This is a genomic window from Mariniflexile jejuense (assembly GCF_042675665.1).
GTDB classification, from domain to species: Bacteria; Bacteroidota; Bacteroidia; order Flavobacteriales; family Flavobacteriaceae; genus Mariniflexile; species Mariniflexile jejuense.
Map to the genome: position 1 here is coordinate 1141155 of NZ_JBHTJI010000001.1, position 16589 is coordinate 1157743.

Consider the following 16589-nt stretch of genomic DNA (forward strand, 5'->3'; position numbering starts at 1 on the left):
TAACGAAAACTATTAACAAAATATTTTAAACTATTTGCAGTTTAAGTATCTAATGAAGTTTATAACCTTTCTTTTTATCTTTTTTATTGGGTTTAGTGCATTTGCTCAAAACTCAAATTATAGAACTAAAAAAGTTGCTATAAACGATACTATTGTAATTGATAGTGTGAGTATAAACTCGAACTACTTCACCATTAAAACCAAAAACGATTCACTTATTGACAAGTCTTTTTATAAAGTTGATTTTGGAAAAGCTATTCTAAAATTTTTAAAACCTATTGAAACAGATTCTATTATTATTAATTATTTGAAATTTCCAGATTTTTTAACAAAAACCTATCAGCAGTTAGATGATACTATTATTGTTGAAAATACCGAGAATCTTCAAAAACTATATCAAATTTCACAACCAAACACCTCAAAAAACTACATCCCATTTGATGGTTTAACAACATCGGGAAGCATTTCACGTGGTGTTACCGTTGGCAATAATCAAAACTCGGTATTAAATAGTGAATTAGATTTGCAAATTTCTGGAAAATTAAGTGAAAAAGTGTCGCTTCGCGCATCCATTCAAGATGCCAATATTCCGTTGCAAGAAAGTGGCTATAGCCAACGTTTGGATGAATTTGACCAAGTTTTTATTGAATTGTATAGTGATAAGTGGAACATTCGTGCAGGTGATATCGACTTGCAAAACACTCATTCTTATTTTGCTAATTTTTCAAAACGTGTTCAAGGCTTATCAATACTAACCAATTTAGGTGATGATGATACTAAAACAAATCTATTTGCCGCAGGCGCTTTGGTACGTGGGCAATTTACTAGAAGTACTTTTAAAGCCCAAGAAGGCAACCAAGGTCCATACAAATTACAAGGACAAAATGGCGAATTGTTTGTGCTTATTGTTTCGGGTAGTGAAACCGTTTATGTAAATGGTGTGGTGGCGCAACGCGGTGAAAACAAAGATTATATTATTGATTACAATGCTGGTGAAATTATATTCAACTCCACTTTTCCTATTACCTCTGAAATGCGAATTACCGTCGATTACCAATATAGCGAACGTAATTATTCTCGTTTAGTTGCTTACGGCGGCGGCAGGTTTGAAAGTAAAAAATTAACTTTTGGTGTTTCTGTATATTCTGAAAATGATGCTAAAAACCAACCATTACAACAAAACCTATCAGACGCACAAGTACAAATATTGGCTAACGCTGGTGATGATAGAACGCAAATGGTTGCGCCTTCAGAAGTTGAAGAAGCTCAAAACGATAATCGTATTTTATACAAAAAAGAATTAATTGGTGGCGTTGAAGCTTTTGTTTTTTCAAACAATCCAGATGATACATTATATCGTGTTACCTTTTCTCAAGTTGGAATTAACCAAGGCGATTATATTTTAAGTAGCACAAATGCTATTAATAATATTTACGAATATATAGGTGTTTTACAAGGTAATTATGCACCAATCACACAATTAATTGCGCCAACAAAACTTCAAATAGCGGTGGTAAATGGTAATTATACCCCTAACCAAAAAACAGCTATTGGTTTTGAAGTTGCTGGTAGCAAAAACGATTTAAACCTGTTTTCAAATTTAGATGATGCCAATAATGATGGTTTTGCAGGAAAACTTAAACTATCTCAAAACCTTATCAAAAATGATAGTTTATGGGATTTAAATGTGTTTGCCAATGGCGATTTTATTCAAAAAAACTTCAAAACCATTGAACGTTTATACAACGCCGAATTTAATAGAGATTGGAATTTAAACGATGATACTACTACCATTTTGAATGTTAATTTAGGCAATCAAACCTTATTTTCTTCTGGGTTTAATTTGAATCATCCTGAAAAAGGAAATGCTACCTATCAATTTGAACATTTAGGATATTCTGAAAATTTTAATGGCAACAGGCATATTTTCAATACACATTTAATGTTGAATAAGTTTAGGATTACTTCGTATTCAAGTTTTTTAAATGCAAATTCAAACACAAATACCTCAACGTTTTTAAGGTCTTCAAACCAAATTACGTATAGCATGAAAAAAAGTTGGTTAGGTACAAAATTAGCTATTGAAGCTAATGAGCAAAAAAATATATCAACTCAAGAATTAACAGCATTAAGTCAGAAATTCAAATCGTACGAAGTATTTTATGGCGTTGGTGATAGCACGAAAATTTTTACCGAAATTGGTTATAAAAACCGTGTGAATGACAGTATTAGAAACAATAAATTACAAAAAGTAAACACCTCAAACACGTTTTATCTAGATACCAAACTCATTCAAAACACAAATACCAATTTAGCTCTTTTTGCTAATTACAGAACTTTAAAAAGTGCAGAAAAAGTCATAAACGATGAGCAATCTATAAACTCTCGTTTGCAGTTTAATCAAAAACTTTTTAAACAATTAGTACAATGGAATACCTTATTTGAAACTAATTCGGGAAGTATTTTTGAACAAGATTTCACTTATGTTGAAGTTGAGCCTGGTCAGGGAGTTTATACATGGATTGACAATCCTGAAGAAGGTGAAATCGGAGTTCAAGAACTTGAAGAATTTGAAATCGCACAATTTCAAGACCAAGGAAAATACATTCGGGTATTGTTACCAAACCGAAACCCTATAAAAACGCATCAAAACAGGTTGAGTCAAACCTTAACAATCAATCCGTCGCAATGGTCGGTTAGTGAAAATAAAACTCAAAAATTCTGGTCGCATTTTTACAACCAAACCAGTTATTTGGTAGATAGGAAATTAAAACGTAATGGTTCAAGTTTCAACTTAAATCCGTTTGAAAATAATACAGAAAACCAATTAGGCCTTCAATTAAATTTTAGAAATGTATTGTTTTTTAATCGAGGAAAACAACATTATACAACATCTTACACGTATCTTTCAAACAAAACTAGTAACATTTTATCGATTGGTTTTATTGAAAATGGATTGAAAAGTCATCAGTTTAATTTTAATCATAAAATTGCCGAAAGTTGGTTAATAACACTTCAATCTGAATTTGAAACCAATGAAAGTTTAAGCCAAAATTTCGCAAGTAAAAATTATAATTTTGATGAAACCCGTTTCAACCCAAAACTATCCTATTTGTTTAATGATAATTCGCGGTTTGATATTTTCTACCAATTTGCCAACAAAGAAAATACCATTGGCAGTTTAGAAACCTTAAAACAACAAAAATATGGTACATCGTTTACGCTTTCATCTAGCCAAAAAAGTTCAGTAATTGGTGAATTTAACTTTTTCTCAAATAACTTTAGTGGTAGTGCAAATACGCCTGTTTCATACCAAATGCTTGAAGGGTTGCAACCCGGTAGAAACTTTACATGGAGCTTATTGGCGCAAAAAAAACTGACTACCTTTTTAGATTTAAACCTAAGCTATTTTGGCAGAAAAACACCTGCCAGCAAAACCATTCACACAGGTACGATACAATTGAAAGCTTATTTTTAACAAAATACAACTATTTAACAATCAATATTTTTTGTAATATTGCCTTAGGTATGAGTAAAATTATTGTTGTAATATATTCCTTTTTGATTCTTATTCAAAGTTTCAACATTAACATTGAAGACATTTCGAAGTTTAATGCATTATTGGAACATGCCAAATACCATCAAGAAGTTTACGGCGATAATTTTTTTGAATTTATCTCTGAACATTACGGTGAAAAGATGGCTTCCCATCAAAACAAACATAAAGGGCACGAGAATTTACCTTTTAAAGATAACCACCATATGTGTTCGCACATACATACTTCTTTTACAATGTTTGCATCAATTACATATACCGTTTACTCGCAAACATTTACAGAAATTCCTCTTAACTTTTTTTATAAACAACTCTTTTCTTCTTTCGAAAAACCTGCTGTTTTTCAACCACCCAAAATAGCTTAATTCTATTTCAATTTCTTTTTTAAACTATTCAAATCTTTTTTTTGAATAGCATTTATTAATTTTTATTAAAATAAATTATGCTAGAAAACATAATAAAATTCAGCTTAAAAAATAAGCTTGTAATTCTGCTATTTATAGGTTCTGTAATTGGTTTCGGAATTTTTTCGTTAACCCAAATACCTATAGGTGCCGTACCAGATATTACCAATAACCAAGTACAGGTTATTACAACTTCAAGAAATTTATCAACCCAAGATGTTGAACAGTTCATTACCTATCCTGTGGAACTTGAAATGGCAAATTTGCCTGGTGTTGAAGAAATTCGTTCGGTTTCAAAATTCGGATTATCAGTAGTTACCATTGTTTTTGAAGATAAACTTGGTACCTATTTACCACGACAGCTTATTGCTGAAAAAATAAAATCGGCTACCGAAAAAATTCCCGAGGGTTTTGGTACTCCAGAAATGGGACCAATAACAACGGGTTTAGGTGAAATTTATCAATACATTTTAGATGTAAAACCAGAATTTAAAAACCGTTATTCTGCTACCGAACTACGTACCATTCAAGATTGGATAGTTAAACGCCAGCTTTCTGGTATTCCTGGTGTTGTAGAAATTAATACATGGGGTGGTAATTTAAAACAGTATGAAGTTGCCATAAATCCAGAAAAATTGAAAGCAATGAATATTGACAATATGGCTGTTTTTGATGCTTTAGAAAAAAACAATAGTATTGCTGGTGGCGGTTATATTGAAAAAACCAACAAAGCCTTTTTTATTCGTGGTGAAGGCTTGGTAACATCACTAGAAGATATTGAAAACATTGTTATAAAAAATGAAGGCTTGCCGATATACATAAAAGACGTTGCTAATGTAGGTTTTGGAAGTGCTACACGTTTTGGTGCCATAACAGGAAATGGCGAAGGCGAAAAAGTACTAGGGCAAGTTATGATGCTAAAAGATAGCAACTCCAAAGAAGTGATAGATGCCGTAAAAGAACGTGTTGCTTCCATCCAAAACTCGTTACCCGAAGGCGTTTATATTAATGGCTTTTTAGAACGAAGCGAACTTATAGGAAAAACAACCTTTACCGTTGCCGAAAATTTAATTTTAGGTTCACTAATCGTAATTTTTGTGGTGGTTTTACTATTAGGAAATTTACGTTCAGGCTTGGTTGTAGCATCGGTAATTCCATTGTGCTTATTATTTGCTATTTCATTAATGAATATTTTTGGTATAGATGCCAATTTAATGAGTTTAGGTGCTATCGATTTTGGTATTATAATAGACGGCGCTGTTATTATTGTTGAATTTATTGCCTTCCAAATTACATCGCAAAGTTTAAAAATTTCATCCCTTTCAAAAGCAAATCAGCAAGCTTCTATTGATAATATCACGCAAAAAAGTGCTTCAAAAATGATGAATTCTGCCATATTTGGGCAACTCATCATCCTTATTGTTTTCATTCCTATTTTATCTTTAAGTGGTGTTGAAGGTAAAATGTTTAAACCAATGGCATTAACATTCAGTTTTGCTTTAATTGGCGCTATGATTTTTTGCTTGACGTATGTACCTGTAATTTCATCACTGTTTTTAAAACCAGAAAAACAAAGTGATAAAAACATTTCTGTTAGGTTAATGCAGTTTTTAACAAAACTATATAAACCAACAATACATTGGGCGTTAGAAAACAAAAAAATAGTGATTTCTGGAGCTGGTTTTTTATTAGCATTTAGTATTTGGCTTTTTACTACAATGGGCGGCGAATTTGTACCGACTTTGGATGAAGGTGATTTTGTAATTCAACCGGTTTTAAAAACCGGAACTTCGCTTGGAAAAACCATTGAAATTACCACTAAAATTGAAAAAACACTTTTAGATAATTTTCCAGAAGTTGACCAAGTAGTAAGTAGAATTGGTGCTGCCGAAGTACCAACCGACCCAATGAGTATGGAAGAAAGTGATGTTATTATCAAACTAAAACCAAAAAAAGAATGGGTTTCTGCAAAAAGTAAAGATGAATTGGCTGATAAATTTAAAGAAGCCCTTAGCATTATTCCAGGTATGGAAGTAGAATTTACACAACCCATCGAAATGCGTTTTAATGAGCTTATCACAGGTGTTAGAGCCGATGTTGCAATCAAAATTTTTGGTGAAGATTTATCGATTTTAGCAAAAAAAGCAAATGAAATTAAGTCACTTATTCAACATGTTGAAGGCGCATCAGATATTATTATTGAAAAAGTGGAAGGTTTACCACAAATGAGTGTTACCTATAACCGAAGCAAAATTGCTCGCTATGGCTTAAATATTTCAGATATTAACCAATTAATTTCTATGGGTTTTGCAGGCGCTAGTGCAGGAACTGTTTTTGAAGGTGAAAAACGGTTTGATTTGGTAATTCGTTTAGATAATAAACATCGAACCAATATTGAAAATCTTCAAAATTTATATGTTGATACACCTAATGGTTTGAAAATTCCGCTTAGCGAACTCGCCGAAATAAAATACACTACAGGTCCAGCAAAAATTTCAAGAGATGATACCAAACGACGCATTGTAGTTGGAATTAATGTTAGAAATCGTGATTTACAATCGGTTGTAGATGATGTTAAACATATTATAGAAACCAAAGTAAAACTTCCGGTTGGGTATAACATTACCTATGGCGGTCAATTTGAAAATCTGCAAAGTGCCAAAGCAAGATTAATGATAGCTGTTCCTGTAGCACTTGTTCTCATTTTTATCTTATTACATTTTGCCTTTGGTTCAATTAAAGAAGCGGTTATGGTGTATTCAGCCATTCCTCTTTCAGCTGTTGGTGGCGTACTATTACTTTGGCTTAGAGATTTGCCCTTTAGCATATCGGCAGGTGTTGGTTTTATAGCACTTTTTGGTATTGCAGTACTAAATGGTATTGTACTAATAGAGCATTTTAAAGAACTGAAAGAAGAAGGCATTACCAACATTGAAGAACTTATAAAAAGAGGTACTACCGAACGTTTACGTCCTGTTTTACTTACAGCCGCCGCTGCCGCACTTGGGTTTCTACCTATGGCAATTTCTACAAATGCAGGTGCCGAAGTACAACGCCCTTTAGCAACCGTAGTTATTGGTGGTTTGGTTACCGCAACGGTGTTAACCCTAATTGTTTTACCCGTTTTGTACGCTTGGTTTGAAGAAAAAAAAGAAATTAAAATGAACAAAAAAACAATACTACCAATGGTTGCGATTTTAATATCACTAAACATAAATGCTCAACAAAAACCTTTAACCATTGAAGAAACAATAAATCTGGCAATTGAAAATAATGCACATTTAAAAGCGACTTCGTTTAAAACTGACGAAACAAATGCTTTAATAGGTAGTGCATTTAGCTTTGATAAAACATCGTTTTATTATCATTATGATGAAAACAATTTAGCAATAAATGGTTTGCCATTAAAGGTTTTTGGCATATCTCAAGATTTTAAATTTCCAACAGTTTATTTTGCAGATAAGAAAGTAAATAAAGCAAAATATAACCTTCAAAAATCGGAATACGCTATAAAATTAGAAACCTTAAAACGCGATGTTACGCTGGCTTATTACAACTTAATTTATTCAAAAAACAAAGCCAAAACATACAAGTATTTAGATAGTTTATACCAAAATTTTGCAAATGCTGCAGAACGCCGTTTTCAATTGGGCGAAACCAATTATTTAGAAATGATTAGTGCAAAATCGAAACGAAAACAGATTGAAACTAACTACAAACAAGCACAACAAGATGTTACTTTAGCTGAAGAACAATTAAAAAAATTGGTGCAAACAGAAACCATTTTTACAACAAAAGAACCTTTAAAAAAGCTTGAATTACAAACTATATCTCTACAAAATAATATTGGAATTGTGTATTATGAGCATAATGAAGCTGTTTACAAAGCATTACATCAGCAAGAAAAGCAAAACCTGTTGCCCGATTTAAGTTTGGAATACTTTCAAGGCACCAACGCTACTTTAAATGGAACTATTAAAGGCTATCAATTAGGTGTTAAAATCCCAATATTTTTTAGTGGAAATACTTCAAGAATAAAAGCTTCAAATATAGCCAAAGAGGTTATTCAAGCCGAAAAACAAGATTATAAAGTTAAATTAAATAGCGAACACCAAATGTTATTGGCAAAACTTCAACAATACGATGAAGCTATAAATTATTATGAAACACAAGGCAAGTCTCTTTCCGAAGAAATTATAAAAACTGCCGAACGTACTTTTAAAGAAGGCGAAATAGATTTTTTTCAATACATACAAAGCATTGAAACTGCTTCAGATATTGAGCTATTTTATTTAAGCAATATTCATGGTTATAACCAAACTATAATCGCCATAAATTACCTAATACTATAAATTAAACACTATGAAAAACATATATATCTTAACCGTTTTCCTTGCTTTAATGGCTTGCGGAAATTCAGAAAAAAACAAAGCTTCTAAAGATGAAGAAATAGTAAATTCAAATGAAATTTTAATAACGCAATCTCAGTTTAATAGTGAACAAATGCAATTGGGTAAACTAGAAGAACATGATTTTAATGAAGAAATTAAAACCAGTGGTATTATTGATGTGCCACCACATAATAAAGCTTCTGTAAGCGCATTTATGGGTGGTTATATTACAAAAACACCTTTGCTTATTGGCGATAAAGTAAAAAAAGGACAACTTTTAGTAACGCTTGAAAACCCTGAATTTGTAGAAATGCAACAGCAATATTTAGAAATTGCAGAACAACTTAGCTATTTAAAATCTGAATTTACGCGTCAAAAAACATTGTTTGATGAAAAAATAACTTCAGAAAAAAACTTTTTAAAAGCTGAAGGAACTTATAAAAGTAGTTTAGCACAATACAACGGTTTACGAAAAAAACTAAATATGCTAAATATTAGTACTGCTGCTGTTGAACAAGGTAATTTAACCTCAACCGTTAATTTATATTCACCTATTAATGGTTTTGTAACCAAAGTAAATATAAGCAATGGCGCCTATGTTTCGCCAGCCGATGTTATAATGGAAATTATTGATACAGACCATATCCATATTGAACTATCGGTATTTGAAAAAGATATTTTGAAGGTTAAAAAAAATCAAAAAATACGTTTTAAAATTCCAGAAGCTTCTAGTGAAACTTTTGAAGCAGAAGTGCATTTGGTAGGCACAACTATTGATGAAAAAACAAGAATTGTAAAAGTGCATGCGCATATACTTAACGAAGAACAAGCAAGTTTTATAGTTGGTATGTTTGTAGAAGCTATTATTATTACTGGTTCTGTTAAAAGTTTAGCATTGCCAAAAGATGCTATTTTAGAAATGGATACCAACTATTTTACTTTAGTTCTAGATAAGAAAGCCAACAACAACTTCTACTTTAAAAAAATAAAACTTGATTTAGGTTCGCAAAATGAAGATTATGCGACCGTTTTAAATTCAGATGAATTAAAAAATAAAGACATTTTAATTAAAGGTGGCTTTATGTTATTAAACGAAAGTGAGTAATATATTATATAGGAAGCTGTTAAAGTTGTAATACATCAATTTTTTCAAAAACAGCTATAATAACTTTAACAGCTTCTATATAAAATGCTTGTTGTATGTTTTCATAATCATCAGTTGGTTCGTGGTAATCTTTATGGTCTTCAACACCAAAATAGAGAAATGGAATGCCTTTTTTATGAAACGATGCATGGTCTGATGCATCCGTCCAGTTTTCTTTCCAATTACCATGGTCGTGTCCTGCAACAAGTTTTATTTTAGTAGAATATTTATGATTTAAAATAACATCCTTTAATGTTTTATTAAAAACTGTTCCAACAGCAAATAGTTCGTGCAAATCACTTCTACTAATCATATCCATATTAAGGTTAACCATTATTTGTTTTAATGGTATTATAGTATGATTTAAGTAATATTTTGAGCCTTGTAACCCTAGTTCTTCACTATCAAAGGCGGCTAATATAACAGAGTGTTTTGGTGGATTATTTTTAAAATATTCGGCAAAACTAAATAAGGCAGAAGTTCCAGATGCGTTATCATCTGCACCATTATATATGTGTCCATTTTTAATACCTTCATGATCGTAATGTGCACTAATTACAATGTATTTATCTGGATATAAAGAGCCTTTAATCAACCCTAAAAGGTTAACACCATTGTAATTTTTCCCTTCAGAACTGAATGAAAATGGTTGTGTATAATTTTTTTCTAATGGTAAAACATTAAACGAAGTAAACTGGTTAATAATATATTTTTCAGTTTTTAAAGCACCTTTTGTTCCTGTTCTTCTACCCTCAAAAGCATCAGATGATAATGTTTTTATGTGACTAAGTAACATATGTTCATCAAATAAAGATTTGGTTTCGTGTTTTTCTTGTAAACTTATTTGAGAAAAAAGTAACGCAGAAAAAAGAAAAATAAAGCTTATGGTAGTTATTTTAATGAATTTCATCAAACTAGTTAATTTGGTTAGGTAAAGTAAAGCTAAACAAAAAACCCAAGCGTAGGCTTGGGTTTTATTAATTATCGATGAAAGGGAATTATTATATACTTGCCTTTATTAATTCTCTATTCATTCTAGCAATATTTTCTAATGAGATACCTTTAGGGCATTCAATTTCGCAAGCACCAGTATTAGTACAGTTTCCAAAACCTTCCAAATCCATTTGTGCTACCATGTTACGAACACGATCTGCAGCTTCAACTTGTCCTTGAGGTAACAATGCATATTGTGATACTTTTGCCCCAACAAACAACATTGCAGATGAGTTTTTACATGTTGCAACGCAAGCACCACAACCAATACATGTTGCTGCATCCATTGCTTCATCAGCTGCATGTTTTGAAATTGGAATAGAATTCGCATCTTGAGTATTTCCAGATGTGTTTACAGAAATGTAACCTCCCGCTTGTTGAATACGCTCAAAAGCACTTCTATCTACCACTAAATCTTTAATTACAGGAAATGCAGCTGCTCTAAATGGTTCTATGGTAATAGTATCGCCATCTTTAAACATACGCATGTGTAATTGGCAGGTTGTTACGCCTCTATCAGGACCATGTGCTTCACCGTTTATGTACATAGAACACATACCGCAAATACCTTCACGACAATCGTGATCAAAAGCCACAGGTTCTTCACCTGAATTTATTAATTGTTCATTCAAAACATCCATCATTTCAAGAAAAGACATGTGTTCTGAAATTTCAGTAACTTTATAATCGACCATTTGACCCTTTGCTTTTGAGTCTTTTTGTCTCCAAATTTTAAGTGTTAGATTCATTTTATAGTTTATTAGCCAAAAGTCAAAAGTGAATAGAAAAACTACTTATCAATTGATTTTATAAAGGCATTTAACATTTTACTTTCTTCGGTTATTAAATCTTGAACTTTATTAAAACTTTCAGTTGTAATAAAATTTAATTCTTTTGCTATAATAATTTGAGTCTCTAATTCTAATAAAGATCCTCTTGAATATTTTAAGAACTGTAAATAATTCTTAGTATAATTTCTTCCCCAGCCTTCTGCTATATTAGATGGGATTGAAATTGAAGACCGCTTAATTTGACTTTGTAATCCAAATATTTCATCGTTTGGAATTTCTTTACATAATAAATATACTTCCTTTACGATTTCAATTCCTTTTTGCCAAATCAATAAATCTTTATATGTCTTAATCTCACTCATCTAATGGCTATTGCCTAATGACTAAATTACTTATAAGAACGTTGTTTTAGTTCAATATCTTTAAATTCTAATATTTCTTTATGTAAAACGGCATCGGCTGGTTCGCCTTTAAACTCCCAAGCAGCTACATAAGCGTAATCTTTATCATTTCGTTTTGCTTCTCCTTTTTGTTCACCATCCAATTCAACCGATTCTTCTCTAAAGTGTCCACCACAAGATTCATTTCTGTTAAGTGCATCTTTAGCAAATAATTCACCTAATTCCAAGAAATCTGCTACACGACCTGCTTTTTCTAACTCAGGATTCATTTCGCTTGCAGTACCAGGTACTTTTACATTTTTCCAGAAATCTTCACGTAATGCTTTAATTTCTGTCATCGCTTCTTTTAAACCTTGCTCGTTACGAGACATTCCACATTTATCCCACATTATTTTTCCTAATTTTTTGTGGTAATAATCTACAGAGTTTGTTCCCTTGTTATTAATGAAGAAATTGATTCTATCGGTTACTTCTTTTTCAGCTTCATCAAATTCTGGCGTGTTGGTTGGAATTTTACCCGTTCTAATCTCTTTAGAAAGATAATCTCCTATTGTATAAGGTAACACAAAATAACCATCTGCCAAACCTTGCATTAATGCCGAAGCACCAAGTCTGTTAGCACCGTGCTCTGAGAAATTTGCTTCTCCAATACAATACAACCCATTAACAGTAGTCATTAAATTATAATCTACCCAAATACCACCCATAGTGTAGTGCGTTGCAGGGTAAATCATCATTGGTGTTTTGTATGGATTTTCATCTACAATTTTTTCATACATTTGGAATAAGTTTCCGTATTTTTCTTCAACAATCGCTTGACCTAATTCGTATATTTTAGCATCCGAAGGATTTTCAATATTCTGAATTTTTGCTTGTGTTTTTCCGTAACGTGTAATTGCCGAAGCGAAATCTAAAAATACTGCTTCACCAGTTGCGTTCACTCCGTAACCAGCATCACAACGCTCTTTAGCGGCACGAGATGCTACATCACGAGGTACCAAGTTACCAAATGCTGGATAACGACGCTCTAAGAAATAATCTCTGTTTTCTTCAGCAATATCGGTTGGTTTCATTTTTCGTTGTTGTAGTGCTTTGGCATCTTCAATATTCTTTGGAACCCAAATACGTCCATCATTACGCAACGACTCAGACATCAACGTTAATTTAGATTGATAATCGCCCGAACGTGGAATACATGTTGGGTGAATTTGTGTATAACAAGGATTTGCGAAATACGCACCTTTTTTATGGATTTTCCAAGCAGCTGTTGCGTTACTTCCCATCGCATTTGTTGATAGGAAATATACATTTCCGTAACCACCAGAAGCAATAACTACAGCATGAGCCGAATGGCGTTCTATTTCACCGGTAATTAAATTACGAGCTATAATACCTCTTGCTTTTCCATCAACTTTAACAACATCGAGCATTTCGTGGCGGTTAAACATTTCTATTTTACCGCGAGCAATTTGACGGTTCATAGCTGAATAGGCACCTAACAACAATTGTTGACCTGTTTGACCTTTAGCATAAAATGTTCTTGAAACCAATACACCACCAAATGAACGGTTATCTAACAACCCGCCATAATCACGTGCAAAAGGAACACCTTGTGCTACACATTGGTCTATAATATTAGCCGAAACCTCAGCTAAACGATATACGTTGGCTTCGCGCGAACGGTAATCGCCACCTTTTACAGTATCGTAAAACAATCTGTATGTTGAATCGCCATCACCTTGATAATTTTTTGCTGCATTTATACCACCTTGTGCTGCAATAGAATGCGCACGACGTGGAGAATCTTGATAAGCAAATGCTTTTACATTATAACCTAATTCTGCCAAAGTAGCAGCTGCAGAACCACCTGCTAAACCTGTTCCAACAACTATAATATCAATATGACGCTTGTTTGCTGGGTTAACTAAGTCTATGTGGTTTTTATAATCTGTCCATTTATTTTGAATTGGACCGTGTGGTATTTTTGAATCTAATGCCATATATCTAAGATTAATGGTGATTTAAATGATGAAAAAGCGCAATAATTATAAATCCTAAAGGAATAATAATTGAATAGGCTTTTCCTATATTTTGTAATGTTTTCTTTCTTCCTGCAGTTGCTCCCATAGATTGAAATGCTGAAGTAAAACCGTGTAATAAATGCAATGCTAAAAATACAAATGCAACAACATAAGCAGCAACTCGAGCTGGACTGTGGAATTTTTCTACCAACTCAGGAAAATATCTTGTTGGGTCTTCTGGTAAAAACGCAATGTATTTGTGATTAATTTCTGGAAACCAAAAATCAATAAAATGTAAAATGATGAATGCTAAAATAGCAATCCCACTATAAATCATGTTTCTGCTCATCCAAGTTGAATTTGCTGCACCATTATTTTTAGCATAAGCTACACCTTGTGCTTTTTTGTTTTTCAGTTCTAATATAAAACCCATTACAAAGTGAAAAACAACACCAAAAATTAAAATTGGCTGCATTACAAATTGAATTAACCAATTGGTACCCATAAAGTGAGATACCTCATTAAAAAGGTCGCCACTAAAAACAGATAAAAGGTTAATTGCAAAATGCTGAAGTAAGAAAAACATGAGGAAGAAAGCCGATAGCGCCATGGCTACTTTTCTTCCAATTGAAGATTTAAAAAATCCGCTCATTAGTTAATTTATTAAGATAGTTTACAAATGTAATTTACAATAAATTCATAGGCAAAAAGTTGAGCTGTAAAATTCTAATTTAGAATAATTATAAGTAATAATACTTAGTTTTAAAAATCTATAAACATATTGCTGTTTTTTAGACTTAAAAATGATTAAAATCATAAAAAAATAACACTAAATTTAGTTTTTATTAAAATAAATTGAACTATATAACAAAAAAAAGACACGTTTAACGTGTCTTTTTTTTAAAATTTTTATTCTATTTTTTATTGAATAAGTATTTTTTTAGTTATTTCTGCTCTTTCAGAAAGAATCTTAACAAAATAAACACCTTTTGAAACTCCAGATAGGTTAATTGTTTTTATTCTTGCTGAGTTTTTCATATCGTATTCAGACATTAATCTTCCTCTTACATCGTAAATAACTACCTTATCTAAATTGATAAGTGATGTATTGCTTATGCTGAACTCGCCTTTTGATGGATTTGGATATATGCTTATAGATGCGTCTAATTCTTCTTCATCTATCCCTAAAGAACATGGATGCGTTAGCATTAAAGGTTGAGAACAAACCATAGCGCTTGTACTTCTTGCTTGTACTGCGCTTGCAGCAGTTATATTACTTGTTCCTAATACTCTTTGCTCTTCTGAATTTGAAATAGCATAATTCATGAGGTCGTTTGTGTCTATAACATGAGATAATTGATGCCCATGTCCTAACTCATGAAGTGCTACACTTTCAAAATCATATTCATTAATACCTGTTGAATTAGTAGCAGAACTAAAATTCCAGTTTGTTGTATCATCAAAAACTATATCTAACTCAGATACAAACCAATTAAATGTTGAACCGTTAGAACAACCATTATAATATGACACACATTGCCCTAATACATTATTATCCAACTCATTACCATTATCAAATCTTATAACATTAATATTGTCTCTTACTGTAGCGTCTGTTGAAATTTGTGTTCCAATAACCCAAAAAATGCCTGTTTGGCATCTCCAAGTATCAAAAGCTCTTAAAAAAGAAGCTTTAGCATTAGCATTAGCGTTAAAATCTGTAAACATTCGCCATGTATAACCTCCTGGGGTTGTACCAAATTGATCGTCATTAATATGTTGAGGTCTATAGGCATAAGTAGGAAGCGGACCGTTACTGCCTCCTGTACTTGTATTATCATCAGAATCGTATTCAATATTAGATTCTGAATATGTAATTGTTAAATTATTAGTAGATGTTGCAGAAGCGCCAAAAGCATCCGTTACTCTAATTTTTCCAGTTCCTGCACTTGACGGAATTTCTACTGTAATTTGAGTATCTGTCCAAGTTAAAACTTGTGTGCCAAGAGCTTCTACGTAAGTTGCTCCTCCATCATCAGAGTCACTAAATAACACTTTGCCTTTTGTAGCACCAAAACCTGTACCATTAATTGTTAATACACTTTTAGTACCAGCCGTTGAAGTTGTTGGATTAAAGGTAATTGTACCTGGAGCTGCCAAACTACTTTTACCCAAATTGGTTTGTTTACTTAAAACTTCTGTGTTAACAACTTCAATGTAATTATTTTTTGTAATGTTTGTTATTTCATTGTAAAAAGAGGTTGTTATACCTTTTCTTTTACTAAACGGGTTAACAGCTTCGTCACTATAAACATTATATTTGTAAAAACCTTGTAACGAACCATAAGGTTTGAATTGTGATTTTGATGATTTAGAATAATTACTCAACTTAACATCATTGTTATAAAGCATAAATATTCCAAAATCATTTGAGTTTAATTTCAAACTTGGTGTTACTACTTCAGCAGATAAGCCAACTGTTCCACCTTTAGTTATTACTTCAATAGTTTCTATAAATTCACCTTTAAAAATTTTATGTACTTCCACAGTATTGGAAGTATATATTCTTTTACTATCAGCATCCCAAAAAGACTTTTTGGAAATAACTCGACCTTCAACAACTAAACTTGAATTATCTATTTGATTTTTTAACGAAGTTTCTTTAAGTAGGATTTGCGCATTTAATCCAGATAAACTTATAAGAAAACCAAATAAGATTAGTCTAGATTGTAGTGTAATTTTACTCATAGCATTTAAAATTTTAACAATTATTTAGAATGGGGTCAGTATCAAATATAGCAAATTATTAAATATGATTTACTTAGCTTTGCTATATTTAGTAAATTTAATATACGGATAACACAGAATTAAGGATCTTTTTAAAACCA

General features: G+C 31.9%; 10 protein-coding genes. 4 read left to right on the forward strand and 6 right to left on the reverse strand.

Features of this window, described 5'->3' with window-relative positions; all coding sequences use genetic code 11:
• The first annotated feature begins 52 nt into the window (after positions 1 to 52).
• The 4 genes from ACFQ1R_RS04915 (at position 53) to ACFQ1R_RS04930 (ending at position 9456) form a co-directional block, all read left to right on the forward strand.
• On the forward strand, positions 53 to 3478 hold the full coding sequence (locus tag ACFQ1R_RS04915; protein WP_379925005.1) for a hypothetical protein: 3426 nt from the start codon (positions 53 to 55) through the stop codon (positions 3476 to 3478).
• Between the two features lie 50 nt (positions 3479 to 3528).
• Positions 3529 to 3921 (forward strand): hypothetical protein, encoded by a 393-nt coding sequence (locus ACFQ1R_RS04920; protein ID WP_379925006.1) that lies wholly within the window; start codon positions 3529 to 3531, stop codon positions 3919 to 3921.
• A gap of 77 nt (positions 3922 to 3998) precedes the next feature.
• Complete coding sequence (locus ACFQ1R_RS04925) at positions 3999 to 8312, forward strand: CusA/CzcA family heavy metal efflux RND transporter (RefSeq protein ID WP_379925008.1); 4314 nt, start codon at positions 3999 to 4001, stop codon at positions 8310 to 8312.
• Between the two features lie 10 nt (positions 8313 to 8322).
• Positions 8323 to 9456, forward strand: a complete 1134-nt coding sequence (locus ACFQ1R_RS04930; RefSeq protein WP_379925010.1) for an efflux RND transporter periplasmic adaptor subunit — start codon at positions 8323 to 8325, stop codon at positions 9454 to 9456.
• Between the two features lie 19 nt (positions 9457 to 9475).
• On the opposite strand, the gene ACFQ1R_RS04935 is transcribed toward ACFQ1R_RS04930, so the two are convergent.
• From ACFQ1R_RS04935 to ACFQ1R_RS04960, 6 genes are all read right to left on the reverse strand, one after another.
• Positions 9476 to 10405, reverse strand: a complete 930-nt coding sequence (locus tag ACFQ1R_RS04935) for a M28 family peptidase (RefSeq protein WP_379925012.1) — start codon at positions 10403 to 10405, stop codon at positions 9476 to 9478.
• 91 nt (positions 10406 to 10496) lie between these two features.
• Positions 10497 to 11237: a succinate dehydrogenase/fumarate reductase iron-sulfur subunit gene (locus ACFQ1R_RS04940; RefSeq protein ID WP_379925013.1), complete on the reverse strand. Its 741-nt coding sequence runs from the start codon at positions 11235 to 11237 to the stop codon at positions 10497 to 10499.
• A 41-nt stretch (positions 11238 to 11278) separates the two neighbouring features.
• Entirely contained in the window at positions 11279 to 11641 is a 363-nt protein-coding gene (locus tag ACFQ1R_RS04945) for a four helix bundle protein (RefSeq protein WP_379925014.1), read from the reverse strand.
• Between the two features lie 26 nt (positions 11642 to 11667).
• Positions 11668 to 13680 carry a fumarate reductase/succinate dehydrogenase flavoprotein subunit gene (locus tag ACFQ1R_RS04950; protein ID WP_379925015.1) on the reverse strand — a complete coding sequence of 671 codons (2013 nt, stop codon included), beginning with the start codon at positions 13678 to 13680 and terminating at the stop codon, positions 11668 to 11670.
• A 10-nt stretch (positions 13681 to 13690) separates the two neighbouring features.
• Positions 13691 to 14353 carry a succinate dehydrogenase cytochrome b subunit gene (locus tag ACFQ1R_RS04955; protein WP_379925016.1) on the reverse strand — a complete coding sequence of 221 codons (663 nt, stop codon included), beginning with the start codon at positions 14351 to 14353 and terminating at the stop codon, positions 13691 to 13693.
• A 269-nt stretch (positions 14354 to 14622) separates the two neighbouring features.
• A complete protein-coding gene (locus ACFQ1R_RS04960) occupies positions 14623 to 16449 on the reverse strand; it encodes a T9SS type A sorting domain-containing protein (protein WP_379925017.1) in 1827 nt (608 codons plus the stop codon).
• Positions 16450 to 16589: the final 140 nt, after the last annotated feature.

What these genes read in the sequence shown, in the direction of transcription:
- ACFQ1R_RS04915 (WP_379925005.1), top strand. Translation starts at nt 53, where the DNA reads ATGAAGTTTATAACCTTTCTTTTTATCTTTTTTATTGGGTTTAGTGCA.
- ACFQ1R_RS04920 (WP_379925006.1), top strand. Translation starts at nt 3,529, where the DNA reads ATGAGTAAAATTATTGTTGTAATATATTCCTTTTTGATTCTTATTCAA.
- ACFQ1R_RS04925 (WP_379925008.1), top strand. Translation starts at nt 3,999, where the DNA reads ATGCTAGAAAACATAATAAAATTCAGCTTAAAAAATAAGCTTGTAATT.
- ACFQ1R_RS04930 (WP_379925010.1), top strand. Translation starts at nt 8,323, where the DNA reads ATGAAAAACATATATATCTTAACCGTTTTCCTTGCTTTAATGGCTTGC.
- ACFQ1R_RS04935 (WP_379925012.1), bottom strand. Translation starts at nt 10,405, where the DNA reads ATGAAATTCATTAAAATAACTACCATAAGCTTTATTTTTCTTTTTTCT.
- ACFQ1R_RS04940 (WP_379925013.1), bottom strand. Translation starts at nt 11,237, where the DNA reads ATGAATCTAACACTTAAAATTTGGAGACAAAAAGACTCAAAAGCAAAG.
- ACFQ1R_RS04945 (WP_379925014.1), bottom strand. Translation starts at nt 11,641, where the DNA reads ATGAGTGAGATTAAGACATATAAAGATTTATTGATTTGGCAAAAAGGA.
- ACFQ1R_RS04950 (WP_379925015.1), bottom strand. Translation starts at nt 13,680, where the DNA reads ATGGCATTAGATTCAAAAATACCACACGGTCCAATTCAAAATAAATGG.
- ACFQ1R_RS04955 (WP_379925016.1), bottom strand. Translation starts at nt 14,353, where the DNA reads ATGAGCGGATTTTTTAAATCTTCAATTGGAAGAAAAGTAGCCATGGCG.
- ACFQ1R_RS04960 (WP_379925017.1), bottom strand. Translation starts at nt 16,449, where the DNA reads ATGAGTAAAATTACACTACAATCTAGACTAATCTTATTTGGTTTTCTT.